21 protein-coding genes are annotated in these 23,930 nt (G+C 61.1%); 7 read left to right on the top strand and 14 right to left on the bottom strand.

Features of this window, described 5'->3' with window-relative positions:
• Positions 1-179: 179 nt before the first annotated feature.
• Complete coding sequence (locus Q1V60_RS18245) at positions 180-1,703, bottom strand: fumarate hydratase (RefSeq protein ID WP_057960547.1); 1,524 nt, start codon at positions 1,701-1,703, stop codon at positions 180-182.
• A 216-nt stretch (positions 1,704-1,919) separates the two neighbouring features.
• Between Q1V60_RS18245 and Q1V60_RS18250 the strand changes: the two genes are divergently transcribed.
• Together Q1V60_RS18250 and Q1V60_RS18255 are read left to right on the top strand one after the other, a co-directional pair.
• Complete coding sequence (locus tag Q1V60_RS18250) at positions 1,920-2,852, top strand: iron-sulfur-binding ferredoxin reductase (RefSeq protein WP_300633152.1); 933 nt, start codon at positions 1,920-1,922, stop codon at positions 2,850-2,852.
• A gap of 30 nt (positions 2,853-2,882) precedes the next feature.
• A complete protein-coding gene (locus tag Q1V60_RS18255) occupies positions 2,883-3,632 on the top strand; it encodes an enoyl-CoA hydratase (RefSeq protein ID WP_300633154.1) in 750 nt (249 codons plus the stop codon).
• Positions 3,633-3,766: 134 nt separating this feature from the next.
• Here the strand turns inward: Q1V60_RS18255 and pyk are convergent, their stop codons facing one another.
• The gene (pyk, locus tag Q1V60_RS18260) at positions 3,767-5,218 is read right to left on the bottom strand and encodes a pyruvate kinase (protein ID WP_300633156.1); all 1,452 of its coding nucleotides are present in this window, start codon (positions 5,216-5,218) and stop codon (positions 3,767-3,769) included.
• A gap of 175 nt (positions 5,219-5,393) precedes the next feature.
• Between pyk and Q1V60_RS18265 the strand changes: the two genes are divergently transcribed.
• Positions 5,394-5,768, top strand: coding sequence for a hypothetical protein (locus tag Q1V60_RS18265; RefSeq protein ID WP_057723866.1), 375 nt, complete (start codon positions 5,394-5,396; stop codon positions 5,766-5,768).
• A 205-nt stretch (positions 5,769-5,973) separates the two neighbouring features.
• Positions 5,974-6,333: a PilZ domain-containing protein gene (locus Q1V60_RS18270; protein ID WP_300633158.1), complete on the top strand. Its 360-nt coding sequence runs from the start codon at positions 5,974-5,976 to the stop codon at positions 6,331-6,333.
• A 55-nt stretch (positions 6,334-6,388) separates the two neighbouring features.
• On the opposite strand, the gene Q1V60_RS18275 is transcribed toward Q1V60_RS18270, so the two are convergent.
• The 6 genes from Q1V60_RS18275 to Q1V60_RS18300 are packed head-to-tail and all read right to left on the bottom strand — an operon-like array spanning position 6,389 to position 13,056.
• Entirely contained in the window at positions 6,389-7,720 is a 1,332-nt protein-coding gene (locus Q1V60_RS18275; RefSeq protein WP_300633160.1) for a DUF58 domain-containing protein, read from the bottom strand.
• A gap of 7 nt (positions 7,721-7,727) precedes the next feature.
• A complete protein-coding gene (locus tag Q1V60_RS18280; RefSeq protein ID WP_300633161.1) occupies positions 7,728-8,723 on the bottom strand; it encodes a MoxR family ATPase in 996 nt (331 codons plus the stop codon).
• Positions 8,720-9,877, bottom strand: a complete 1,158-nt coding sequence (locus tag Q1V60_RS18285) for a DUF4350 domain-containing protein (RefSeq protein ID WP_300633162.1) — start codon at positions 9,875-9,877, stop codon at positions 8,720-8,722. Before Q1V60_RS18285 ends, Q1V60_RS18280 begins: the two co-directional genes overlap by 4 nt.
• Positions 9,874-11,406: a DUF4129 domain-containing protein gene (locus Q1V60_RS18290; RefSeq protein ID WP_300633164.1), complete on the bottom strand. Its 1,533-nt coding sequence runs from the start codon at positions 11,404-11,406 to the stop codon at positions 9,874-9,876. The genes Q1V60_RS18285 and Q1V60_RS18290 overlap by 4 nt, the downstream gene beginning before the upstream one ends.
• A complete protein-coding gene (locus Q1V60_RS18295) occupies positions 11,393-12,367 on the bottom strand; it encodes a stage II sporulation protein M (RefSeq protein WP_300633166.1) in 975 nt (324 codons plus the stop codon). The genes Q1V60_RS18290 and Q1V60_RS18295 overlap by 14 nt, the downstream gene beginning before the upstream one ends.
• A complete protein-coding gene (locus Q1V60_RS18300; protein ID WP_300633168.1) occupies positions 12,364-13,056 on the bottom strand; it encodes an RDD family protein in 693 nt (230 codons plus the stop codon). The genes Q1V60_RS18295 and Q1V60_RS18300 overlap by 4 nt, the downstream gene beginning before the upstream one ends.
• A gap of 167 nt (positions 13,057-13,223) precedes the next feature.
• On the opposite strand from Q1V60_RS18300, the gene sbcB reads away from it, so the two are divergent.
• Positions 13,224-14,651, top strand: a complete 1,428-nt coding sequence (gene sbcB, locus Q1V60_RS18305; RefSeq protein ID WP_300633170.1) for an exodeoxyribonuclease I — start codon at positions 13,224-13,226, stop codon at positions 14,649-14,651.
• 90 nt (positions 14,652-14,741) lie between these two features.
• Here sbcB and mvaT read toward each other — a convergent pair whose 3' ends face one another.
• Positions 14,742-15,116 (bottom strand): histone-like nucleoid-structuring protein MvaT, encoded by a 375-nt coding sequence (gene mvaT / locus Q1V60_RS18310; protein ID WP_003175830.1) that lies wholly within the window; start codon positions 15,114-15,116, stop codon positions 14,742-14,744.
• 346 nt (positions 15,117-15,462) lie between these two features.
• Between mvaT and purU the strand changes: the two genes are divergently transcribed.
• Positions 15,463-16,311: a formyltetrahydrofolate deformylase gene (gene purU / locus Q1V60_RS18315; RefSeq protein ID WP_058412500.1), complete on the top strand. Its 849-nt coding sequence runs from the start codon at positions 15,463-15,465 to the stop codon at positions 16,309-16,311.
• Positions 16,312-16,427: 116 nt separating this feature from the next.
• Here the strand turns inward: purU and Q1V60_RS18320 are convergent, their stop codons facing one another.
• The 4 genes from Q1V60_RS18320 to Q1V60_RS18335 form a co-directional block, all read right to left on the bottom strand.
• Positions 16,428-17,537, bottom strand: coding sequence for a lysylphosphatidylglycerol synthase transmembrane domain-containing protein (locus Q1V60_RS18320; RefSeq protein WP_300633256.1), 1,110 nt, complete (start codon positions 17,535-17,537; stop codon positions 16,428-16,430).
• Positions 17,525-18,277 carry a polysaccharide deacetylase family protein gene (locus tag Q1V60_RS18325; RefSeq protein WP_300633174.1) on the bottom strand — a complete coding sequence of 251 codons (753 nt, stop codon included), beginning with the start codon at positions 18,275-18,277 and terminating at the stop codon, positions 17,525-17,527. The genes Q1V60_RS18320 and Q1V60_RS18325 overlap by 13 nt, the downstream gene beginning before the upstream one ends.
• Entirely contained in the window at positions 18,270-19,391 is a 1,122-nt protein-coding gene (locus Q1V60_RS18330) for a glycosyltransferase family 1 protein (protein ID WP_300633176.1), read from the bottom strand. The genes Q1V60_RS18325 and Q1V60_RS18330 overlap by 8 nt, the downstream gene beginning before the upstream one ends.
• A 253-nt stretch (positions 19,392-19,644) precedes the next feature.
• Positions 19,645-21,534, bottom strand: coding sequence for a methyl-accepting chemotaxis protein (locus Q1V60_RS18335; RefSeq protein ID WP_300633178.1), 1,890 nt, complete (start codon positions 21,532-21,534; stop codon positions 19,645-19,647).
• A 204-nt stretch (positions 21,535-21,738) separates the two neighbouring features.
• Between Q1V60_RS18335 and Q1V60_RS18340 the strand changes: the two genes are divergently transcribed.
• A complete protein-coding gene (locus Q1V60_RS18340) occupies positions 21,739-23,217 on the top strand; it encodes a helicase HerA-like domain-containing protein (RefSeq protein ID WP_300633180.1) in 1,479 nt (492 codons plus the stop codon).
• Between the two features lie 2 nt (positions 23,218-23,219).
• On the opposite strand, the gene Q1V60_RS18345 is transcribed toward Q1V60_RS18340, so the two are convergent.
• Positions 23,220-23,675 carry a DciA family protein gene (locus Q1V60_RS18345; RefSeq protein WP_300633182.1) on the bottom strand — a complete coding sequence of 152 codons (456 nt, stop codon included), beginning with the start codon at positions 23,673-23,675 and terminating at the stop codon, positions 23,220-23,222.
• Between the last annotated feature and the right edge of the window lie 255 nt (positions 23,676-23,930).

Raw genomic sequence — 23,930 nt, forward strand, 5'->3', positions numbered from 1 at the left:
ACCATAGCACGAGCGGGACTGTGATTTGTGGCAAGGGAGCTTGCTCCCGTTGGGCTGCGCGGCGGCCCTCAAAATCTTGGGAGCGCTTCGCACTCCAGCGGGAGCAAGCTCCCTCGCCACAATAAAAAAGGCGACTTGGCCGTGGGGCCGCAGTCGCCTTTATCTTTGAGGGGAGGCGCTTACTGCACTTCCACCGCCAGGCTCTCGCTGATCTTCTTCTGCCAGATGGCAGGCCCGGTGATGTGGACGGATTCGCCCTTGCTGTCCACCGCGACGGTGACCGGCATGTCTTTTACGTCGAACTCGTAGATCGCTTCCATGCCCAGTTCGGCGAAAGCGACAACGCGCGATTTCTTGATGGCTTGTGCCACCAGGTAAGCGGCGCCGCCGACGGCCATCAGGTACACGGCCTTGTGGTCCTTGATCGCTTCGATGGCGGTCGGGCCGCGCTCGGATTTGCCGATCATGCCCAACAGGCCGGTTTGCTCGAGGATCTGACGGGTGAACTTGTCCATCCGCGTCGCGGTGGTCGGGCCGGCCGGGCCAACCACTTCTTCGCGCACCGGATCAACCGGGCCGACGTAATAGATGAAGCGGCCCTTGAGGTCCACCGGCAGGGTTTCGCCCTTGTTCAGCATCTCGACCATGCGCTTGTGCGCCGCGTCGCGACCGGTGAGCATCTTGCCGTTGAGCAACACCGTTTCGCCCGGCTTCCAGCTCTGCACGTCTTCTGGCGTCAGGGTGTCGAGGTTGACGCGACGGGCCGATGGGCCGGCTTCCCAGACGATTTCCGGGTAGGCGTCCAGCGGTGGCGCTTCCAGCGATGCCGGGCCCGAACCGTCGAGCACGAAATGCGCATGACGGGTGGCGGCGCAGTTGGGGATCATGCACACCGGCAGGGAAGCGGCGTGGGTCGGGTAGTCCATGATCTTCACATCGAGCACGGTGGTCAGGCCGCCCAGGCCCTGGGCGCCGATGCCCAGTTGGTTGACCTTCTCGAACAGCTCCAGGCGCATCTCTTCGATACGGTTGGAAGGGCCGCGCTTCTTCAGTTCATGGATGTCGATGGATTCCATCAACACTTCCTTGGCCATCACCGCGGCTTTCTCGGCGGTGCCGCCGATGCCGATGCCGAGCATGCCCGGTGGGCACCAGCCGGCGCCCATGGTCGGAACGGTCTTGAGCACCCAGTCGACGATCGAGTCGGACGGGTTGAGCATGGCCATTTTCGACTTGTTTTCGGAACCGCCGCCCTTGGCGGCCACGTCCACTTCCACGGTATTACCCGGAACGATGGAGTAGTGAATCACCGCCGGGGTGTTGTCCTTGGTGTTTTTACGCGCGCCTGCCGGGTCGGCCAGGATGGACGCACGCAGCACGTTTTCCGGCAGGTTGTAGGCGCGACGCACGCCTTCGTTGATCATGTCGTCCAGGCCCATGGTGGCGCCATCCCAACGTACATCCATGCCCACGCGCACGAACACGGTGACGATACCGGTGTCCTGGCAGATCGGGCGGTGGCCGGTGGCGCACATGCGCGAGTTGATCAGGATCTGGGCCATGGAGTCACGGGCGGCCGGCGATTCTTCGCGCAGATAGGCCTCGTGCATCGCCTGGATGAAGTCAACGGGGTGGTAGTAGGAAATGAATTGCAGGGCGTCGGCAACGCTCTGAATCAGGTCGTCTTGTTTGATCACGGTCATGAGTCGCGCTCCTCTATAAGGGAACATTCAATAAAGGTGGGCTCAGTACTGCATCGGTCGGCTGAGCTCACCTTTCCAAGGCACGCCAAAGTGGTGCAGGCGCGACGCTAAAAAGGCGCGGCAGTATAACCCGGCGCGGTGGCCGATACACCCGACTATGGTCAAACTGTCGCAGGCATGATTCCCTGTGCGCGCCTCTTTGTGATTGAGTTTTTTATGCCTGAACTGTACGTCGGCGAACGCCATTGGTCGGTAACCACCGGCAGCAACCTGCTCGACGCCTTGAACCAGGCGGGGGTGGCCGTGCCCTACAGTTGCCGCGCCGGTAGTTGCCACGCCTGCCTGGTACGTTGCCAGGGCGAAGTTCAGGACAGGCAACCTGACGCATTAAGCCCGGCGCAGCGCCAGGACGGCTGGCGCCTGGCGTGCCAGTGCCAGGTCGTCGGCGATCTGCGCGTCGAAGCCTTTGACCCTGTGCGTGACGGCCTGGCTGCGCAGGTGGTGGGCGCCGATTGGCTGACGGCATCGGTGCTGCGTCTGCGCCTGCAACCCGAGCGCGGCCTGCGGTACCGGGCCGGGCAGCACCTGGTGTTGTGGGCGGGGCACGTGGCGCGGCCGTATTCCCTGGCGAGCTTGCCTCAGGAAGATGAGTATTTGGAGTTTCATCTGGATTGCCGTTTACCCGGCGAATTCAGCCGTTTGGCTCGACAGTTGAAAGCTGGTGATCGTCTACGCCTGGGCGAGTTGCGCGGCGGGGCGCTGCAATACGATCCGGACTGGCACGCGCGGCCCCTGTGGCTGCTCGCCTCCGGCACCGGCCTTGGCCCATTGTGGGGCGTATTGCGCGAGGCGCTGCGCCAGGATCACCAAGGCGCCATCCGCGTGATTCACCTGGCGCATGACGCTGACGAGCATTACCTGGCCGAGCCCTTGGCGGCCCTGGCCGCGAGCCATGCCAACGTGACGGTGGAATTATGGACTGCGGCACAGTCGGACCAGGCATTGGCGCAACTGCGGCTTGTTTCCCGGCAAACTCAGGCCTTACTCTGCGGGCATCCCGTCAGCGTCGAGGCGTTCGCCAAACGCCTGTTTCTGGCGGGACTGCCGCGTAATCAACTGCTGGCCGATGTGTTCCTGCCCCGTGGTTGAGCGCTGACGCCTACTGCCGCGAGATTCGCCATGACCGACGCCATCCTGCTGCAACGCGAGGGCGGGTTGCTGACCCTGCAGCTCAATCGCCCTGACAAGAAAAACGCCCTGACCCGCCTCATGTACACGCAATTGGCCCACGCGCTGGAACAGGCCGATGCGGACGCCGACGTCTATGCCGTGCTGATCCAAGGTAACAGCGAGTGTTTTACCGCCGGTAACGATATCGGCGACTTCCTCGAACAACCGCCCAACGATCTCGACAGCCCGCCGTTTCACTTTATGCGCAGCCTGCTCAACTGCCGTAAGCCGGTGATCGCCGGCGTTGCCGGGCCGGCGGTGGGCATCGGCACGACACTGTTGCTGCATTGCGATCTGGTGTATGTCAGCCGTGATGCGCGGTTGCGTATGCCGTTCGTGAACCTGGGGTTGTGCCCGGAGTTTGGCTCGAGCCTGATCCTGCCGCGCTTGCTGGGGCATGCGAAGGCCGCTGAATTGCTGCTGTTGGGTGAAGGGTTTACTGGCGCGCAGGCGGCGCAGTGGGGCATTGCCAGCGAGGCGCTGGGCAGTGGCGAAGCCGCTTTGGCCAGGGCGCGGGAAATGGCCGGGCGCTTTGAGGCCCTTGCGCCGGGGGCGGTGCAGGTGACCAAGCAGTTGATGAAGAGCGTTGACCGTGAGCAGTTGCGGCAGGTGATCGAGGAGGAGGGGGCGCTGTTTGTGCAGCGGTTGAGGTCGCCGGAGGCGATTGCGGCGTTGTCGGGGTTTATTGCCCGGCGCTGAACGCGTATTGAGCGGTTGGTCCTTCGCGGGCAAGCCCGCTAAGAGGCCATTGCATTCACCACACCTGTCAGCATTCAACATGCAAAAAAGCCCCGCCATTCACATGGCGGGGCTTTTGTTTTTCAGCGTGTCACTCAGACCATTGGGTCGCCAACGTGCAGGATCTTCATGCCGTTGGTGCCGCCGATGGTGTGATAGCTGTCGCCCTTGGTCAGGATCACCCAGTCGCCTTTCTCCACAACGCCGCGCTTGATCAACTCGTCGATCGCCGCCTGGCTCACTTCGTGAGGCGGCAACGATGCAGGGTCGAACGGTACGGTGTACACGCCACGGAACATGGCCGCGCGGGCCTGGGTTTCGCGATGCGGGGAGAACGCATAGATCGGCACCGAGGAACGGATGCGCGACATGATCAACGGCGTATAGCCGCTCTCGGTCAAGGCGATGATCGCTTTGACGCCGGGAAAGTGGTTGGCGGTGTACATGGCGGCCAGGGCGATGCTCTGGTCGCAGCTTTCGAAGACTTTGCCGATGCGGTGGCTGGAGGTCTTGCTGGTGGGGTGCTTTTCAGCGCCGACGCAGATACGTGCCATGGCCTGGACGGCCTCCAGCGGGTACGGGCCGGCGGCACTTTCAGCAGAGAGCATCACGGCGTCGGTGTAGTCGAGCACGGCGTTGGCCACGTCGGACACTTCGGCGCGGGTCGGCATCGGGTTCTGGATCATCGACTCCATCATCTGGGTCGCGACGATCACCGCTTTGTTGTGGCGACGTGCGTGCAGGATGATCTTCTTCTGAATGCCGATCAGCTCGGCGTCGCCGATTTCAACGCCCAGGTCACCGCGGGCAACCATGACAGCGTCGGAAGCCTTGATCAGACCATCGAGGGTTTCGTCATCAGCTACGGCTTCGGCACGTTCGATCTTGGCCACCAGCCAGGCGGTACCACCGGCTTCGTCGCGCAGTTTGCGTGCGTATTCCATGTCGGCGGCGTCGCGCGGGAAGGATACGGCGAGGTAGTCAACTTCCATTTCGGCGGCGAGCTTGATGTCGGCCTTGTCTTTTTCAGTCAGGGCCGGTGCTGTCAGGCCGCCGCCGCGACGGTTGATGCCTTTGTGGTCGGACAGCGGGCCGCCGATGATCACGGTGCAATGCAGTTCGGTCGGGGTAGCGGTGTCGACGCGCATGACCACACGGCCGTCGTCCAGCAGCAGTTCGTCGCCGACGCCGCAGTCCTTGACCAGGTCCGGGTAGTCGATGCCTACGACGTCCTGGGTGCCTTCGGTGAGCGGATGGCTGGTGGAGAAAGTGAATTTGTCACCGATCTTCAGCTCGATCCGCTTGTTGGCGAATTTGGCGATACGGATCTTCGGGCCTTGCAGGTCACCCAGCAACGCCACGAAGCGGCCGTGTTTGGCGGCCAGGTCACGCACCAGCTTGGCGCGAGCCTTGTGCTCGTCCGGGGTGCCGTGGGAGAAGTTCAGACGGGCAACGTCCAAACCAGCCAGAATCAGCTGTTCGAGGACTTCCGGCGAGTTGCTGGCCGGGCCAAGGGTGGCGACGATTTTGGTACGACGGACGGACATGCACAGACTCCTGAGTTCAAGCGCTGGGGAAGGCTACTATGCTCTTTCGTTGTAGTCATTGTTCGTGTGCACTACTTATCGATGATCGGCTTGTTTTTGCTGCGGACGAAAAGGCGAACATCCCTGAAGATTTTCGTCGAGGGGTCGATACACTGCACAAGACAGGAGAACCCCCATGCGAATTTTGCTCGTTGCCGCCCTGGCAGTCAGTGTTGTCGGCTGCACCCGCTGGTCAATGGACCACCACTTGAACAACGCTTACCGCGCCTATGGGGTGGGGGATTGCGCGCGGGTTACCCTGGAGTTGTCCCAGGTCGACCGTGAGAGCCGTACCCGGCGTTATGTACAGCCGGAGGTTTCGATGCTGCGTGGGCAATGCCTGGAACGGCAGAAACTGTTCGTCGATGCAGCGCAAACCTATCAATTCATCATCAGCCAGTACCCGTCAAGCGAGTACGCTTACCGTGCCCGTGCCCGGCTTGATACCCTGCGCCAGTTGGGGCATTACTCCGGCGCGAGTGCGGCGCAACCGCGCCCGGCGTCGTTGTAATGAAATTTGTCGTTTGATAACTGGCCTGTTGCTAGTCTTGGGCTACTCTTTGAATATCTGTTTTTATAGTTTTCTATTCAAAAGAATGCAACGCTTGGATTCGGCAGCTGTCTCGTGACAACCACGTCTTGTCACACCGATATCCAGGGAGAGCGAGCGATGGGCTCGTTCCGAATCACTGGCTTTATTGGATGGCGACCTCACCATGTTTATCGAACGACGGATCGAACGGCATCAGCTACCTTACTTCCTGCAGGTGTTCAACCGGCTCACGGACAAACCGATCGGTTTTTTGGGCGACGTTTCCAAAGACGGGCTGATGCTGATCAGCCATCTGCCGATGATGATCGCCGCAGATTTTGAGCTGCGCTTGAAAATTCCCGGCCCGCACGGCGAATTCCAGGCGGTTGACCTTACCGCCACCTGTTTGTGGAGCCGTGAAGACGTCAATCCCCAGCATTACGACTCGGGGTTTCGCGTGCGCCAGGCGGGCGAAGAGTACGAACACCTGATCAGCGCCTTGCTGCATTACTTCAGTTTCGATCCTCTACAGGCATCCGCCTGAACATTTTTTGCTGGCGGCTATGGAGGTTGTGCACACCGTAGCCGTGCGCTTGCCTTCAGAACACTCCGGCTTTTTTCCAGCGCAGGTAACGCGTCACCAGCGCGGCGCCCAACTCCGACGGCAAGCTATCGAGTACCGACAGCCCATGTGCGCCCAAGCGGTCATGCAGTTGGTTACGCATGTTGAGGTAGTCAATTGCGCCGCTGTAAGCCAAGGCTTCGGGTAGGGTCTGTACCGGGGCCTGGCGCAGTTGGTCGAGTACTTCCTCTCGCAAGCTCGCAACCAGTACCCGATGGTGTCGATCGATTCGCTTGATGGCAGTGATCAGTGCTTCATCGTCTTCATCGCGCAGGTTGGTGACCACGATCACCAATGCGCGGCGTTTTTGCCGAGCCAGCAATTGGCTGGCGGCGGCCTCGTAGTCAGCTGTTTTGCGTGTGCTTTCCAAGTCATAGACTGCATTGAGCAAAACGTTCAGTTGGCCGTTGCCCTTGACCGGCGCCAGGTAACGCGGTTGGTCGCTGGCAAAGGTACACAGCCCCACTGCATCGCCTTGGCGCAAGGCCACATAACTCAGCAACAGGCAGGCATCAAGCGCGTGGTCGAAGTGGGACAGCTCGTCATCCTGGCTGCGCATGCGCCGGCCGCAATCGAGCATCAACACGATCTGTTGGTCGCGCTCATCCTCATATTCCCGGGCAATCGGCGTACGTTGTCGTGCCGTGGCTTTCCAGTCGATCTGACGCAGGCTGTCACCGTCGCGAAACTCGCGTAATTGATGAAACTCCAGGCCCAACCCGCGCCGCTGGTGCTGACGTACCCCCAGTTGGCTCAGCCAGTTATCCACCCCCTGCAACTGCGCACCGGATAAACGTGCGAAGTCCGGATACACGCGAGTGGCATCAAGCGCTTCTATCCAACGCCGCGCCGACCACAGCCCCAACGGACTGGGCAGGTGAATTTCGCAGCGGCTGAAGCTGAAATGCCCGCGTCGCACCGGGCGAACGCGATAGCCCAACTCGCCGTGCTCGCCGGGGCGCAGCGGGATGGATTGAGGCAGGTTATCCACAACCAGCCCGTCGGGCACGTGATCGAATACCTGCACGGTCAGGGGCTGTGGATAATTGTGTTCCAGTGCCAGGCGCACTTCTCCCCAGCGCCCCAGCGCCAGGCTGCCGGGCAGCGTCCTGCGCACACGTGGCGACGGGCGACGGCGCAACCGTATGGCATCCAGCATCGCCAGCAACAGCAGGGCCAACAGCAGGCCCCAGGCGATTGCGTGCAAGGTGTCGGGCACCTTGAACTGCAAGGCCATCGCGGTGCCCAGCAGGATATTGAGGGCCACCAATACACTCAGCCAGGTCAAGAGCAGACGGGTCGGTTTCATACCGGCGCTACTGCCTGGGTGCCGCAATCTGATCGAGCAACTGCTTGATCACCTGGTCCACCTCCAGGCCATCGATGTCCAGTTCCGGTGCCAGGCGCACGCGGTGACGCAGCACCGCCAGGGCGCAACCCTTGACGTCATCCGGGGTCACGAATTCGCCGCCGCGCAACAACGCCCGGGCGCGGGCGCCGCGAACCAGGGCGATAGAGGCCCGTGGGCCGGCGCCGATGGCCAAGCCCGGCCAGCTGCGCGTGGCTCGCGCCAGGCGCACGGCGTAGTCGAGGACCTGTTCATCCAGGGGCATGCCGCTGGCGATCTGCTGCATCTGCACCACGTCTTCGGCTTGCAGCACGGTACGCAACGGTTGCACATCGAGCATGTCGGCCCTGGACGAGCGGGTCACTTCGCGCACCATATCCACTTCTTGTTGTGCATCGGGATAGCCCATGCGCACCTTGAGCATGAATCGATCCAGCTCAGCTTCGGGCAGCGGGTAGGTGCCCTCCTGCTCGATGGGGTTCTGGGTGGCCAGCACCATGAACGGCGTGCCGATGGGCAATGCCTCGCCCTCCAGGGTGACCTGGCGCTCCTGCATGGCTTCGAGCAGCGCGGCCTGGGTCTTGGCCGGTGCGCGGTTGATTTCATCGGCAAGTAGCAGGTGAGTGAATAACGGCCCCTTGCGCAGCTTGAACTGTTCGGTCTGCAGGTCATACACCGCGTGGCCGGTGACATCGCTGGGCATCAGGTCCGGCGTGAACTGGATGCGTGCGAAATCACCGCCAAAGCAACGGGCCAAGGCACGCACCAGCAGCGTTTTGCCAAGCCCCGGTACGCCCTCGAGCAGCACGTGGCCACCGGCGATCAAGGCGGTGAGTACGTCATCAATCACCGCGTCCTGGCCAATCACCGCCTTGCGTAATTCGACGCGCAGGGCCTGGGCCTGTTGGCTGGCGTATTGAAAGTTTTCTGCGGTCAGGCCTGTGGCCATTGGAGAGTCGCTCATAGGGCATTCCTGAGGGTTTGCAGGCACGCGACCTGTCGGCTGAAGTCGGCGCTGGAGAGCCGCTTCTGCGCAGGTGCGCCGAGTGCCTGGCGAATGATAGGGGAGGGCTGTCGGGTGAGGTGTTCCAGCACCCGCCATTGTTCTGCGGTGTCGAGGTGTTCAAAACCGGGGTGGCGCCGCCGGGCGGTGCGCAGGATGTCGTGCTGCAAGGCTTGCAGCAGCGCATTCGGGCCGCTGCGGCGTAGCAGAAAGTCGGCGCTGGCTCGCAAATGTTCCTGTAGCTGACGACGTGCCTTGGGCGCGGGCGCCAGGATCGGGCCCTGGCGCATGCCGACGTGCCAGAGCGCCAGGGCTACCAGCGCAGCGAGCGCGACGAGGGCCTGGGGGAAATAACGGACTAACAGGGTAAACAGGTTGTCCGCGTCGCTGTTGAACAGCAAGGTCACGTCGGTGCCCTGGTTCAAGTACCACAGCAGCCAGGCGTTGTCGTGTTTGCCGATGCTCGGGGTTTTCCACAGGTCGCTGTCGGTGATCACCGTGACGCGGCCTAGCCCAAGGTCAAGCTGCATCAGGTGGCTGGCCTTGGCGCTGTTGGCTGAAAACTGCGCCAGGTGCTTGGGGTCGGTAAGGTTGAAGTCGGTGTCAAAACTGAAATACGCCGGTGCGGTTTCATTATCGACGTACAGTTTGGTGAGGTCCGGCGCGATCTTTTTGCGCGGTGGCGCCGGCTCGTCGAAGTCGTCGCTCAAGGCCTGGCGAAGGTTGAGACGATCGAGCAGCAGGTCGCCGCTTTTGCCGGTCTCTTCATCCCATAACGCCTCGGCCACCAGAAGCAGGTGCCCCCCGGCTTTTGCCCATGCCAGCAGTTGTTCGGCCTGGCGTGGGGTCATGTTGCTACGCTCCCCCAGCAACAGCAGGCTACGGCCGGTGGCGGGCAGGTCGGCAAGCCGCTCAAGCCCGTTGGCATGCACGACCGCCAAGCCTTGCCGGCGCAGGAAGTGCTCGGCCGCGAGATAAGGATTAGCCAGCGCATCCGGCGACGGGCCGTGATCCACAACCTCCTCATAGGGAATTGCCTTATGCCAGGCATACAGGCCGCCCGCTCCCAACAGGCAAGCCAGCAGCAGGGCTATCCACAGCAATGGGCGGTTCATTGGCCGACCCCGCCATTGAAGAGTGCGCGCCAATCGCTGCAGAGTTTTTGCTGGGCGGCACCGGGCGGCAGGCGGTGACCATAGGCGAGGTTTTGCCAGTGAAGGGTCAACTCGTGACTGAATGTCAGCAACTGCGGCCGCTGCAAATGACGAATGCGCTCCAGTACCTGGCCCTCGGTGTCGGCGCTTTTGAGCGGCAGGTTGAACTCATGCAGCAGCCGGCTGAGCAGGCCGCGATACAGCAGGCCAAGGGCTTCCCGCGGTTGGCTGGGCCATAACTGTTCGGCGACGCTGGCGATGTCGTCGGGCAACGTCTCCACCCCGACTTCCAAGCCGAACAACTGGGCAGGCGCAGGTTGCGCGGTTTCAGGATGAGGCCGCTGTCTGCGGCTGACAAACGTGCGCAGCCATTCACGATAGCGCCACACCACCAAGGCCAGCCCGCCAATCACCAAGCTCCATAGCAGTATCTCCAGGCCTTGGGCCGCGTGCTTGAAGGTGTTGCTGTTGAGGTTGTCGAGTAACTGCTGGAGCCAGCCCGGTAACTTACCGCCGCCGTCGGTTTTGCGGGCTGTTGCGGGTTTTTCTTCCTCGCCAAAACGATAGCGGGTGACGGTTTCCGGGTTCTTGAACGGCGGTTTTTCCAGTAATGCCTTGATCGATTGGCTGGCCGATTGGGTGCTTAGGGGCTTTGGGTCAACGGGTTCATCCGCCATCGCCGATGGGCTCAGTTGCACCAGTGTCAGCCCGATGACCAGCAGCAACAGCGGCGCGACACTGCTCAGGCGTTGGCGCAACCGGCGAAACACCAGTTCCAGGTCCCACGCTTCCAGGACGGTGCGACGGTTGAGATACAGGCTGAAACCGCACGCGACATAGATGGGCTCCCAGAACACCAGGACCAGCGCATAGAAGGCATTACTCAGATGTTCCAGCCATAACCCTTGCGGGCCTGTCGCCAGTGCCAGCCGCTGCCAGTCCCAATCCAGTTCGACCTGCTCCGGGATGAATAAGTAGAACAGCGCCATGCATCCGAACCACAGGCCGATTTCCAGGTGCACCCCGATGATCGTCAGCCAGCGCGCGGCGCCCGCATTGCGCTGTTGCAGTACGCCCAGGCGTTGTTGACGCGCTTGGCCCTCAAGACCTTCGAGTTGGCTCACCGGCAGCACGAAGCTGCGGCTCACGCTCAACCGGCGCCAGGTCAGGCTGGCGAACAGTTGCCCCTTGAGCAGGCGAGGCCACTGGCGAACGGCCTGTTTCAGGCTTGGGGTTTCACCAAACAGGGCCTTGGAAAGAATGTACAACGGCAAGCGTTCGAAGGCGGGCTTTAGCCACCAGAACAGGAACATGGCGTAAGACGGGTACTGCCACAGCAGTGCAGTGAGCAGAATGAACACCGGCATGCTGACCAGAGCCCAGCTGGCCATAAGCAATACACGGTGTTTGCGAGCCATGAGTACGCCGAGGTCCATGGCTTCCCAGGAGGTGCGGGGGCGGATGACCACGCTTGAGTCAATCAGGCGCATGGCGAGTCCGTCCAGCGAAAATCAGGTAGGCGGCCACCAGCAGCCAAAGTGCGCTGCCTGCGAGGTATTTGATCCAGGGCGCGATGGTCGTGCTGGATGACCAGTACGCTTCGATGAACGCCGCGATCAGCAGCAACAGCATGACCCCGCAGAGCATCTGCACGCTTTTGCGGGCCGCCAGGCGCAGGGATTCGCCACGTGCCAGTGGCCCTGGCGCGATCAGCGACCAGCCCAGTTGCAGCCCTGCTGCGCCGGCCAGTGCGATGGCGCTGAGTTCGAACGCGCCATGGCCGATCACGAATGACCAGAAGGTCTGGCCGTAGCCGATTTCAGTCAGGTGCCCGGAGACGGCCCCGATGATCAAACCGTTGAATACCAGAAAGAACACGCTGCCCAGCCCGAACAGCAAGCCGGCGGCAAAGGTTTGGAAGGCGATGCCGATGTTGTGCATCACGTAGTAGCCAAACATCATCCAGTCTTCGCTGGAGGCACGTTCGGCCGCGCGGCCCAGGCGGCTGGCGGCGGGGTCGTACATGGCTTGCATCTCGGCCACCTGTTGCGGGCTGACGATGCTGTAGATCAGGTCGGGAAACAGGTAGACCAACAACGCTATGCCCAGCAGGCTACCGAAGAACAGCAGGCTGGCGATCAGTACGAAGCGCCATTGTTCACGCACCAGGCGCGGGAAGTCAGCGAGGATAAAAGCCAGTACGTTCGCCGTGGTTTGACTGCGATGGCGATACAGTTGTTGGTGGCCGCGCAGCGCCAGTTGTTGCAGCTGGTCCACCAGGTAACTGCTATAGCCGCGCTCCTGGGCCAGGGCCAGGTGTTGGCACAGGCGTCGATATTGATAGGGAAAGTCGGTTACTTCGGTGGCTTTGCCTAGCTCCAACTGTTTCAGCTGTTCGGCGAAAATCTGCCACTGCGTTTTGTGACGGCTTTCAAAAAGGCTCTGCTTCATGTCGGCCCCAACAAACCGTGGGCCACGCCGTTGAGTTGCTCCACGGCGCGCGCCGGAGATACCTGCAAGGGCGTGGCGAGAATTGCAGCCAGTTCATGGACCCGCTCGGCAGACAGTTCAGCCTGACGTTCGGCAAAACCGAGGATGGCTCGCTGTTCGCCCAGCTCCAGTGCGAAGGGCAGGCGCAGGGCGGCTGCTTGAGGCAGGCGCGGGCGGGCCAACGCTTGCTCGCGGTAGACCACCAGCGTCCCCGCTGCCAGGTCGCCGAGCCGCTTGAAGTGCGGATGTTGCAGGCAGCTGATGGCGCCGAAGAAGTAGCCGAAGGGCAGCATGTCGACAAAGCGCAGCAGGTTGCGGATCAGCGACGCCGACCAACCGACCGGGGTGCCGTCGTCCTGTATCACCCGCAGGCCCATGACCTGCTTGCCGGGTGAGCAGCCCTGGTTGAACACTTCGAACAGCACCATGTACCACCAGCTGACCACGAACAGCAGCAGCGAGCCCAAGCCGAGCCCAAGGTTGCCAAGCAGCCCTATGGGCACAAGCAGGACGCCCAGGATCATGCCCCGCACGAGCAGGTCGAAGGCAAAGGCCAATGCCCTTGGCGCAAGCCCCGCAGGGCGCAAGGGCAGGTCGATACCCTCGGGGGTCTCGATCTGGTAGCGGGTATCCAGAGGAGTTGTTGGCATTGCGATCCTTTGCGGTGCGAAGCGACTGAGAGAGACGGATGCTAGCAGTGTCGAGGCTGGAAGCAAGCCTTCAAGATTTTGCTGGATGTTTGTACAGTAAAGGTATCGCTGGCTCCTGACACCTCGCAGCGCCTAGACTTTGCCGGTATTCAGCACAGGAACAGCCCGTGACCTCCATTTTCTGGTACGACTATGAAACCACCGGGATCAACCCGCGCAGCGATCGCCCGCTGCAGGTAGCCGGCATTCGTACCGACCTCGAGCTCAATGAGGTCGGCCCGCCGATCAATCTGTATTGTCAGCCCAGCGACGATATCCTGCCCCACCCGGCGGCGTGTGCAATCACCGGTATTACGCCCCGGGTCCTGGCGCAGAAAGGCCTTGCCGAAGCAGACTTCATGACGCGGGTGCATGCCGAGCTTTCGGCTCCCGGTACGTGCGGTGCGGGTTATAACACCCTGCGGTTTGATGATGAAATGACGCGCTACAGCCTGTATCGCAACTTTTTCGACCCTTATGCGCGCGAGTGGCAGGGCGGTAACAGCCGCTGGGACTTGATCGATGTGATGCGTACCGCGTATGCCCTGCGACCCGAGGGCATCGTGTGGCCCGAGCAGGACGGGCGCGTGACGCTCAAGCTTGAGCGCCTGACCGAGGCCAACGGCATCGACCACGGCCAGGCCCACGATGCGTTGTCTGATGTGCGCGCGACCATCGCCCTGGCGCGATTGGTGCGCGAGAAACAACCCAAGCTGTATGAGTGGCTGTTTCAGCTGCGCAGCAAGCAACGGGTGATGGACCAGGTGCGATTGTTGCAGCCAATGGTGCACATTTCCGGACGCTTCAGCGCCGAGCGTCATTATCTGGGTGTCGTATTGCCTTTGGCTTGGCATCCGCGCAATCGCAATGCATTGATTGTCTGTGACTTGGCGCTCGATCCGCAGGGCCTGCTAGACCTTGATGCCGAGACGTTGCGCGCACGCCTCTATACGCGGCGTGATGAACTGGCGCAGGGTGAGCTGCCGGTTCCCCTCAAGTTGCTGCACATCAACCGCTGCCCGGTCGTCGCGCCCTTGAAGGTGCTGCGCGCGCAAGATTGCGAGCGTCTGCAATTGCAGATGGAGGTTTATCAGGCGCGGGCGCTGCGGCTAACTGACGCACAGGAAGTTTGGCGTGACAAGTTGGCGAGTGTTTACGCCGAGGAAGAGTTTGCCGGGACTGCGGATCCGGAGCAGCAGCTGTATGAGGGTTTTATCGGCGACCGTGACCGGCGCTTATGTGAACAAGTCCGCACGGCAGAGCCGGTACAATTGGGGCGCCAGCAATGGCCTTTCGATGATCATCGGTTGCCGGAATTATTATTTCGCTACCGTGCGCGTAACTTTCCTGAGACCTTGAACAATGAGGAGCAAGAGCGCTGGAGACTTTTCTGTCAGCAACGTTTGTCAGACCCGATGTGGGGGGCGCCCAATACCGTGGTGGCATTTAAGCTGGCGCGCAAGGAGTTGGAAAACAATGCGACGTCGTTTCAGTGCCAGGTACTGGGTGAATGGCAAGACTATGTCGACTCTTTAGCGGCTCGCCTGAATCTATAGCCGAGCAACTGCAAAACAGTCAGGCAATAAAAAACGCCAGCAAGCTGGCGTTTTTAATGTGTTGCGTACCGGGTGTGAACCCGATCAGGCTTAGCCCAGCAGGGTAGCCCAACCTTCTACTACGTCACCGCCCCACTTGGCTTTCCACTCTTTCAGCGTCTTGTGGTTGCCGCCTTTGGTTTCAATCACTTCGCCGTTGTGCGGGTTTTTGTATTGCTTGACCTTGCGAGCACGTTTGGTGCCGGTAGTTTTCACAGCGCCGCGGGGTGCTTTAACTTTCGATTCCGGATCCAGCAGCGCGATGATGTCACGCAGGGATTTGGAGTATTCGCCCATCAGGGTGCGCAGTTTGCCTTCGAATTCCAGCTCGGTTTTCAGCTTGTCGTCTTGCGACAGGTTCTTCAAACGGGCTTGCAGCTCTTTGATAGCTTCTTCGGTGGCGCGGTATTCGTTGATCAGAGACATGTGGACTACCTTATGTAGAACGCTGAATGGCAGGGTGAGTGGCCCAATAATAGTCAGGCAACTTCAGCAAGTAAACATTTAAGCAGCTATTCAGGTGAATTACATTGAATGATTGTGGTAGCGCCAGGCACTTGTATTAATTATTAGGCGTACCGCTGAAAACAATCACGTTAATTTTGCAAAGTGCCGGGCTTACCCTTGTATGCTCATATGCCGTAGGTAAAACCTTACGCTATTAAGGGGTGTTGCCAGCGCCCGGGATCGGAATAAGCCGCAAGGAGTACTGCAGTTTTTCTGCGCAATCGCTAGAATGGCGGCCTTTGCGAAGTTCTGGAGTTTCCCCCTAATGCGCACTTTTCGGCTGGTGATTGCTTGCCCGGACCGGGTTGGCATCGTTGCCAAGGTCAGTAACTTTCTGGCTTCTCATAACGGTTGGATCACCGAGGCGAGCCATCACTCGGATGATCTCAGCGGTTGGTTTTTCATGCGTCACGAAATTCGTGCCGACACATTGCCTTTTGGCCTGGAAGCTTTTCGTGAGGCGTTTACGCCGATCGCCGAAGAGTTTTCGATGACCTGGCACATCACCGACACCGAGCAGAAAAAACGCGTCGTACTGATGGCCAGCCGTGAATCCCACTGCCTGGCGGACCTTCTGCACCGCTGGCACAGCGATGAGCTCGATTGCGAGATTGCCTGTGTGATCTCCAACCATGACGACCTGCGCAGCATGGTCGAATGGCATGGCATCCCGTATTACCACGTGCCGGTCAACCCGCAGGACAAGGAGCCCGCGTTCGCCGAGGTGTCGCGTCTGGTCAAGCAGCACGATGCCGACGTGGTGGTGCTGGCGCGCTACATGCAGATCCTGCCGCCGGAGCTGTGCCGCGAATATGCCGGCAAGGTGATCAACATTCACCACAGTTTCCTGCCTTCGTTCGTGGGGGCCAAGCCTTATCACCAGGCGTCGCTGCGCGGCGTGAAGTTGATCGGCGCGACTTGCCACTACGTCACCGAAGAGTTGGACGCCGGTCCGATCATCGAGCAGGACGTGGTTCGCGTCAGCCACAGCGACAGCATCGAAGACATGGTGCGTTTCGGCCGTGACGTCGAGAAGATGGTGCTGGCCCGTGGCTTGCGTTATCACCTGGAAGATCGCGTATTGGTGCACGGCAACAAGACCGTGGTGTTCTGATCAACGCGTTGTGATTGAACAAGCAGGGGCCCGGGAGTAAAACTCTCCGGGCCCTTTTTATTTTCAGGACGCGCAAATGACCGACCCACTCGATAAGGCGACCTCCAAACCACCGGCTACAGTGGGCGAGGGGTGTCTGAGTCGCTACGACCCGGACGCGCTGGGTGCCGATGATGGTACTGACTTTCCTGGCGCTGCCCAGCTGTGGGAGCAGTTGCAGGAACACGAGAAGCCGCCCGCTGCCCCTGGAAAAGACGCTTGAGCAACGGTTTGCCCACCATCAACAGAAACACTGGCGCACCGGCCAGCAGATAGAAGTAGTAGGTTACCGCCCGCCAGATCAGGATCGCCGCCGCCGCCGTGGAGTTGCCCACCATGGGCGCCAGCAATGCCGCCGACGTCAACTCCGCCGCCCCGGCACCGCCTGGCAGCAGGCTGAATTGGCCTGCGGTCAATGCCACCATCTGGATCAGGAAACTCCACGCCCATTGCACGTCGCCACCCAGGCCGCGCAGTGCCAGGTACAACACGCTATAGCGCAATAACCAATGCAGGCTGGTCAGCGCAAACACGCCGAGCAGCGTGTGCCGGGGCAATTTCAGCGTTTGGGTGAATGCCGCAAGAAAGCGCAGCAACCGGCGAGCCCAGCGTCGACGGGTGCCGACGCGTACATTCATGGCCTTGAGCGCCCGCCCGGCCAGGCGAATCAACCTGCGATGAAAGCGCACCACCACCAGGCAACCGACGATCCCGCCGACCATCGACGCGGCACTGAGCCCCAGCAGCCATTCCAGGCGGGGGCTGAGGCTATGGAACAGCGCATACAGCACGATGCCCACCAATGCGCAGAGAAAAAACAGCATGTCGCTCAACTGGTCCATGGCGAATACCGCGCTGCCGTGGGCGGGCCGTATGCCATTGCGTGCCAGCAGGCCCATCAGCGTCAGCGGCCCGCCGCTGCCGCCAGGCGTAGCGCACATGGCGAACTCAGTCGATATCACCACTCCCAGGCTTTTGCGCCATCTCAACCGGTGGCGCTGTTCGCCAAGCAACAAGCGGATGCGCAGGCTGTTGATCAACCAGCAGCCGATAATCATGGCAAACATCCCCATTAACTGGGGCAGGGGGAATTGGCGCAGGCGCGCAATGGTTTCGCCACCGCCCAGCCACACTGGGATCACCAGCGCGACCATCAGCGCCAGAGACAGCCAGATCAGCCGGCGCATGGCAGCGTCGACAGCCACGCGGCCTTGGTCTGTGGCGTGCGTCCGTCATCGAGCAGGCGCAGCAGGATCTGCAGCCAGTAATCCCGCGAAAACGCGTGGCGCATATCCACGGGGTGCAAGCCTAGTCGAATCACCGGGGCGGCCTGCCAGCGCTGTTCGCGTCGATCGCTGAGGGCTTTGGACAAGCCTCGGCGCCAGGCACTGCGGGCGCTCCACACCAGGCCAGGGGCATGAATGCGCGTAAAGTCAGGCAGGCGGTACAGATGCTGCGGGTCGCTGGTATAGCTCAGCGGTAACTGGCGCAGCGCCAACCGGGTGCCCTGGCTCATCAACCAGGCGGGGGCGACAAACCCCTGCAGCGGCCAGTCATTGCGCTGGAATACCTCAATGCCGTCAGTCAGGCGCTGCAACGCCTGGGCCTCGGACAACTGGTAGAACTCGCCCTCATGGGTGTAGATGCGCCGCATGAACCACTCTTTGGGCGTGCGCGGCCGGGGTTGTTCGTCGCAGTGGTAGTAACCGTGCAAGGTGAGTTCATCGCCTTTGGCTACGCGGTCATCGAGCAGGCGCCGGAAGTCACCGTGGGCCTCCAGGGCGTTATGGTGATGAAAATCCGGTACCACCAGCCAAGTGATGGGGACATTGCCGATGGCATCGACGGCCTCGACGAACGGCCGGTAATCGGCCCAGGTGTTCGGCGCCACGTCGTGCAGCACCAGCATCACGGAACGTTCAGCCATGGGCGAGCATCGGTTTATGTGTGCCCAGCACGGCGTGGTAATGCCCCAGCAGGCTGTCCACCACCGCATCCCACGCGTAATGCTGTTCGACATGGCACCGGGCCTGTTCACCGAGGCGGCGACTGTCGGCGCCGAACAGTTCGCGTACCGCATCGGCCATCGCCTTGGGATCGTTGGGCGGGCAGAGCAGGCCGCAGCGCTCGTCGACAATTTCAGTGAAGGCGCCCGCAGCAACCGCGACCACCGGGATGCCACAGGCCATGGCTTCCAGAATGACCAGCCCGAAGGTTTCCTGGTCGCCGCCATGCAGCAGCGCATCGGCGCTGGCCATCAAGCGGGCCACGTGATGGGCCGGGCGGAAGCCATCGACCACGGTGACATTCTCCGGCACGCTGGCCGGCATGCCGGAGCCCACCAGCAACAAGTGATAGCCCTCACCCAGGCGCTTCATGCAATTGAGCAGCACCGGCAGGTTTTTTTCCTTGGAGCCACGCCCGGCAAAAATCAGCAGCCGGGTGTCTTCATCAATGCCCAGTTCGGCGCGCAGGCCGGGGTCGCGCACGGCGGGGGTGAAGGTTTGCAGGTCGACGCCCAGGGGTTGTACGAAGACGTTTTTCACCCCAAGCCCAGTGAGTTTGTCGGCCATTACCTGGCTGGGAGCCAGCACCCGGTCAAAATTCCCATAGAGTTTGCTGACGTACGCTTCGACGTTGGGGGTAAACCAGGCGCCCATGCGGTTACGCACCAGCAGCGGTAAATCGGAGTGATAAAAACCGATGACGGGCACATCCAACTGGCGCCGGGCGTCCAGAGCGGCCCAGGCGGTCAGGTACGGATCGCCGACTTCGATCAGATCAGGCTGTAAATCGTGCAGGACATTTCGCCAGGGCGCCAGGCGCAGGGGAAAGCGATAGCCTTTGCCGAAGGGCAGCGGCGGCGCCGGCACCTCGAAAATACCATCCCGCTCGCTCAAATGGGCGCCGGGCACCAACAGGCTGTGGCGAATGCCGGGCTTAACCGCCAGGCGCCGGTGCTTGGCGTCCAGATATGTGCGTACGCCACCGCTGGCCGGGGCGTAGAACATGGTTATGTCAGCGATATGCACGATGAACATCCCTCCAATCCATTGCTCTCCTTAACGTGGACCTGAGCTAAGGATAGATGTTCGATTGAGATTGGTGTCGCGCCGCATGTTCAAACTGAGAACGGGAGGAGGTGTGGAAGCGGGAAGCCCAGGGCCGTCAGTGTGCAGGCAATGGATAAACCTGTGGCGAGGGAGCTTGCTCGCGCTGGGCGCGAAGCGCCCCTGAAGATGGGACCGCTACGCGTGCAACGGGAGCAAGCTCCCTCGCCACGGTAAAGCACTATCAGATCCTGAAGCTGCCCACCATTTGCTTGAGTCGGGCGGCCTGCCGCTCAAGGTCCGTGCAGGCGCGCAGGGTCGATTGCAGGTTTTCCACGCCTTCCTGGTTGAGGGTGTTGATTTCAGTGATGTCCATATTGATCGACTCCACCACCGAGGTCTGCTCCTCGGTGGCGGTGGCGACGGACTGGTTCATGCCGTCGATCTCGCCAATGCGCTGAGTCACGCTGTTCAAACGCTCGCCGGCCAGGTTGGCGATCTCCACGCTGTCCTGGCTGTGGCGCTGGCTTTCACTCATGGTGCTCACCGAGTCACGGGCGCCGACTTGCAGTTCCTCGATCATCTTCTGCACCTGTTGCGCCGATTCCTGGGTGCGATGCGCCAGGTTGCGCACTTCATCGGCCACCACCGCAAACCCGCGCCCGGCTTCACCGGCACGCGCAGCTTCGATGGCGGCGTTGAGCGCCAGCAAGTTGGTTTGCTGGGAAATACTGGTGATCACTTCAAGGATCTGGCCGATGTTCACCGTCTTGCTGTTCAGGGCCTCGATATTGCTGCTGGAGGCGCTGATCATGGTCGACAGCTGGGTCATCGCCTTGATATTGCGTTCTACCACCTGCTGGCCTTCCTCCGCCAAATGCCGTGCATCACTGGCCTGACTGGAGGCTTGCGCCGCATTACGGGCGATTTCCTGAGCGGCAGCGCCCAGTTGGTTGATCGCAGCGGCGACGCTGTTGGTGCGGTTGGCCTGTTCGTCTGAATTGACCATCGACGAATTGGAGGCGCTGACGACCCGCAATGCCACTTCGTTGACCTGCTCGGTGGCCGACGATACTTCGCGGATCGAGGTGTGAATGCGCTCGACGAAACGGTTGAACGCATTGCCCAGGGTGCCGAACTCGTCATTGTTGTGGATGGTCAGGCGGCGAGTCAGGTCGCCTTCGCCATCGGCAATGTCCTGCATGGCACGGGTCATCAGGTGCAACGGTTGCAGCAACACGCGGATCAACATGCCCAGCAACGCGATGATGATCACCACCGCGATGATCGTGGCGATGACCGCTGATGTACGGAATTCACTGAGCATGGCGAACGACTTGGCTTTATCCACCGAGATACCCAGGTACCAGTTCACCGAAGGCAGGCCCTTGATCGGGGTGAACGTTACGATATTGGTCTTGCCGTTGGCCTGCACTTCGCTGAAATCAGCGCTGATCTTCGGCGTGTCTTTGGGGTACACGTCCGCCAGGGTCTTCATCACCAGGGCCTTGTCCGGGTGCACCAGCACTTTGCCGTCGGCGCTGACCAGAAATGCGTAACCCATGCCGCCCAAGTCCAGTGCGCCAATGTTGTCCACCAGGGTTTGCAGGCTCAGGTCACCGCCCACCACACCGATGCTCTGGCCGGCCTTGGCGCTCGGTGTGGCGATGGAGATAATCAGTTGCCCCGTTGCCGCGTCGATATAGGGCTCAGTCAAGGTCGAGCCGTTGGTGTTCTGGGCGCCCTTGTACCAAGGGCGGACACGTGGGTCGAAACCGTCGGGCATCTTGGTCTCGGGGCGGATGGTGAAGGTACCCTGGCTGTCGCCGACGTAGGTGGCCATGAACGAGGATGTCAGCGCTTTCTGTTCCAGCAGGCTGGCCACGACCGGCGGATCGGGGTTGAGGGCGATATTCTGCGCAGCGTTTTCTACCAGGGCGATGCGCCCGGTGAGCCAGGTTTGAATGCTGCCGGCGGTGACGTCGCCCATTTCATGCAGGTAGCTATTAAGGTCGTCACGAATCGCATTGCGCTGAAGGTAGTCGTTATAGAGGGTAAACAACGCAAAGGCGGCGATGACGATAAGGGAGGCTGCAAGCAAAATTTTGTGGCTGAAGCGCAGGTTTTTATTCATGGCTTGTAGGGTCCGCTAAGGTCTTGGTATCCGAGGCGCGTCTTTATGGGATGCGCAAAAATGGCAGCGTCAAAAAAGGTGTGGTACTTCTTGCAAGCTTCAGAGGCAGTTGTAGGAAATATCTCCCCCCCGTTTTTAGACTTTTTGGGTTTCACACTGTCTTTATCGACCCGGCTGCACTAAAGATTAACCATAGGTGACGAAATGCCTGACTCCACACAACTGCTTATCGGTGCCGGCCCAGGCGGCCAGCCCATTGCCCAGCCCATGCGTCTGGCCAACCGTCATGGGTTGATTGCCGGCGCCACGGGCACCGGCAAGACCGTCACCTTGCAGCGCCTGGCCGAAGCCTTCAGTGATGCGGGCGTGGCGGTATTCGCCGCCGACATCAAGGGTGACCTTTGCGGCCTGGGCGCCGCGGCCAACCCCCAGGGCAAAGTCGCCGAACGCATCGCCGGGATGCCTTTCCTTAATTACGCGCCAAAGGCTTATCCGGTCACGCTGTGGGATATCCACGGGCAGTCCGGTCACCCGTTGCGCACCACCATCAGCGAAATGGGGCCGTTGCTGCTCGGCAGCCTGCTGGAACTCACCGACAGCCAGCAGTCGGCGCTGTACGCGACATTCAAGGTAGCCGACCGAGAAGGCCTGTTGCTGCTGGACCTTAAAGACCTCAAGGCGTTGCTCAACCACCTGCGTTATCACCCCGAACTGTTGGGCGACGATGCGGCGTTGATGACCACCGGCTCCAGTCAGGCCTTGTTGCGCCGCCTCGCGGTGCTCGAACAGCAGGGTGCCGAAGCCCTGTTTGGCGAGCCGGCCCTGCAACTCGAGGATATTTTGCAGCCCGCCAGCGACGGGCGCGGCCGTATCCATTTGCTGGACGCCAGCCGCCTGGTGCATGACGCGCCGAAGGTGTACGCGACGTTCCTGTTGTGGTTGCTGGCGGAACTGTTCGAACAGTTGCCGGAGCGCGGTGATGCCGAAAAACCGCTGTTGGCGCTGTTTTTCGATGAGGCGCATTTGCTATTCGCCGATACACCCAAGGCTTTACAGGACCGTTTGGAACAGGTGGTGCGGTTGATCCGCTCCAAAGGGGTGGGCGTGTACTTCGTCACCCAATCTCCGGGCGACTTGCCTGACACAGTACTGGCACAGCTGGGCCTGCGTATTCAGCATGGCTTGCGGGCATTCACCACCAAAGAGCAGAAATCCCTGCGGGCGGTGGCGGACGGTTTCCGGCCCAACCCGGCCTTCGATGCCTTGGCGGTGCTGACCGAGTTGGGCACTGGTGAGGCGCTGGTGGGCACCTTGCAGGAAAAGGGCACGCCGGAGATCGTCCAGCGCGTGTTGGTCGCACCACCGCAGTCGCGGATCGGGCCGCTCACCGAGGCCGAACGTGCGGCGCTGGTCGCCAGTTCGCCGCTGCAGGGCCGTTATGACAAACCGATTGATCGCGAATCAGCCTACGAAGTACTGATGGCGCGTAAGGCGTTGGGGCCGACCGAGGAGGACAAGCCTGCGGCCGAAGAATCCAGCTTCACCGACAAGGCCGGTGCGTTCCTGGGAACCACGGCAGGCAAGGCGCTGAAATCAGCCATGCAGCAGGCCGCCAATCAGATGGGCCGGCAGTTGGTGCGTGGCTTGTTGGGCTCGTTGCTGGGCGGCAGCAAGCGCAAGTAGGCTCAAGGTTTGGGCTTGGCATGGGCGGCCAGCCGCTCCAGTGCCGCGCGCAAACCCGGATCGTTGATCCCTTCGGCCGTTGCCTGGAGGGTTTCGGCGGCATTTGCCGACAGGTCCATCGTATGTCCCGCCGTGCTTCGCAGCACGGTGGCCGGCTGCACCTTGAACTGGATGCGGGTCAAGCCGGCAAACTCATCAAACACGATCAGTTGGCGCTGCAAGCGTTTTTGCTGGTAACGCAAACGCGTCGCCCAATGCCCGTCCGTGACAATGAGTAGCAGGTTGCCTTCACGCCAGGACGCCACATGACAGTGTTCGCGCGCGGCCGGTTGCAGCTGGCTTTCAAGCAGGCGTTGCAAATGCCCCAGGCGCTGCGCATGGCCAAAGATGGCTTTCAGCGGCTTGGCTTCGCGGAGCAACACGCCGGGAGCGCGGGCTGGAAGAGGGCGAAATGCCATGTTTAGACACCTTAAGTAACAGAGCGAGCATCTTAACAGAAAGCGTCCGTGGGCCCCGAAGCCGTCATCGGCAGTGCTTTTCCCATGAAATCAATAAGTAACTTCTGCGCTCGATGGGTTGAAGTTCCAGCAAAAGCCCTTATTTTAAACAAGCCCTCTCACAGCGCCGTGCCCGCATCCGGGAACAACGCCACTTTCCTCACCCACGATTCCGGGTAGAATGCGCGTTCGCATGCGGCCGTGAGGGCTGCTCGG

The organism is Pseudomonas sp. (assembly GCF_030147005.1).
Classification (GTDB): Bacteria; Pseudomonadota; Gammaproteobacteria; order Pseudomonadales; family Pseudomonadaceae; genus Aquipseudomonas.

Excerpts from the sequence above, each read along its gene's own strand:
- purU (WP_058412500.1), top strand. The coding sequence starts at position 15,463 with ATGCGCACTTTTCGGCTGGTGATTGCTTGCCCGGACCGGGTTGGCATC.
- pyk (WP_300633156.1), bottom strand. The coding sequence starts at position 5,218 with ATGTCCGTCCGTCGTACCAAAATCGTCGCCACCCTTGGCCCGGCCAGC.
- Q1V60_RS18250 (WP_300633152.1), top strand. The coding sequence starts at position 1,920 with ATGCCTGAACTGTACGTCGGCGAACGCCATTGGTCGGTAACCACCGGC.
- Q1V60_RS18330 (WP_300633176.1), bottom strand. The coding sequence starts at position 19,391 with ATGTTCATCGTGCATATCGCTGACATAACCATGTTCTACGCCCCGGCC.
- Q1V60_RS18340 (WP_300633180.1), top strand. The coding sequence starts at position 21,739 with ATGCCTGACTCCACACAACTGCTTATCGGTGCCGGCCCAGGCGGCCAG.
- Q1V60_RS18320 (WP_300633256.1), bottom strand. The coding sequence starts at position 17,537 with ATGCGCCGGCTGATCTGGCTGTCTCTGGCGCTGATGGTCGCGCTGGTG.
- Q1V60_RS18280 (WP_300633161.1), bottom strand. The coding sequence starts at position 8,723 with ATGAGCGACTCTCCAATGGCCACAGGCCTGACCGCAGAAAACTTTCAA.
- mvaT (WP_003175830.1), bottom strand. The coding sequence starts at position 15,116 with ATGTCTCTGATCAACGAATACCGCGCCACCGAAGAAGCTATCAAAGAG.
- Q1V60_RS18335 (WP_300633178.1), bottom strand. The coding sequence starts at position 21,534 with ATGAATAAAAACCTGCGCTTCAGCCACAAAATTTTGCTTGCAGCCTCC.
- Q1V60_RS18285 (WP_300633162.1), bottom strand. The coding sequence starts at position 9,877 with ATGAACCGCCCATTGCTGTGGATAGCCCTGCTGCTGGCTTGCCTGTTG.
- Q1V60_RS18275 (WP_300633160.1), bottom strand. The coding sequence starts at position 7,720 with ATGAAACCGACCCGTCTGCTCTTGACCTGGCTGAGTGTATTGGTGGCC.
- Q1V60_RS18290 (WP_300633164.1), bottom strand. The coding sequence starts at position 11,406 with ATGCGCCTGATTGACTCAAGCGTGGTCATCCGCCCCCGCACCTCCTGG.
- Q1V60_RS18245 (WP_057960547.1), bottom strand. The coding sequence starts at position 1,703 with ATGACCGTGATCAAACAAGACGACCTGATTCAGAGCGTTGCCGACGCC.
- Q1V60_RS18345 (WP_300633182.1), bottom strand. The coding sequence starts at position 23,675 with ATGGCATTTCGCCCTCTTCCAGCCCGCGCTCCCGGCGTGTTGCTCCGC.
- Q1V60_RS18265 (WP_057723866.1), top strand. The coding sequence starts at position 5,394 with ATGCGAATTTTGCTCGTTGCCGCCCTGGCAGTCAGTGTTGTCGGCTGC.
- Q1V60_RS18295 (WP_300633166.1), bottom strand. The coding sequence starts at position 12,367 with ATGAAGCAGAGCCTTTTTGAAAGCCGTCACAAAACGCAGTGGCAGATT.
- Q1V60_RS18325 (WP_300633174.1), bottom strand. The coding sequence starts at position 18,277 with ATGGCTGAACGTTCCGTGATGCTGGTGCTGCACGACGTGGCGCCGAAC.
- Q1V60_RS18270 (WP_300633158.1), top strand. The coding sequence starts at position 5,974 with ATGTTTATCGAACGACGGATCGAACGGCATCAGCTACCTTACTTCCTG.
- Q1V60_RS18300 (WP_300633168.1), bottom strand. The coding sequence starts at position 13,056 with ATGCCAACAACTCCTCTGGATACCCGCTACCAGATCGAGACCCCCGAG.
- Q1V60_RS18255 (WP_300633154.1), top strand. The coding sequence starts at position 2,883 with ATGACCGACGCCATCCTGCTGCAACGCGAGGGCGGGTTGCTGACCCTG.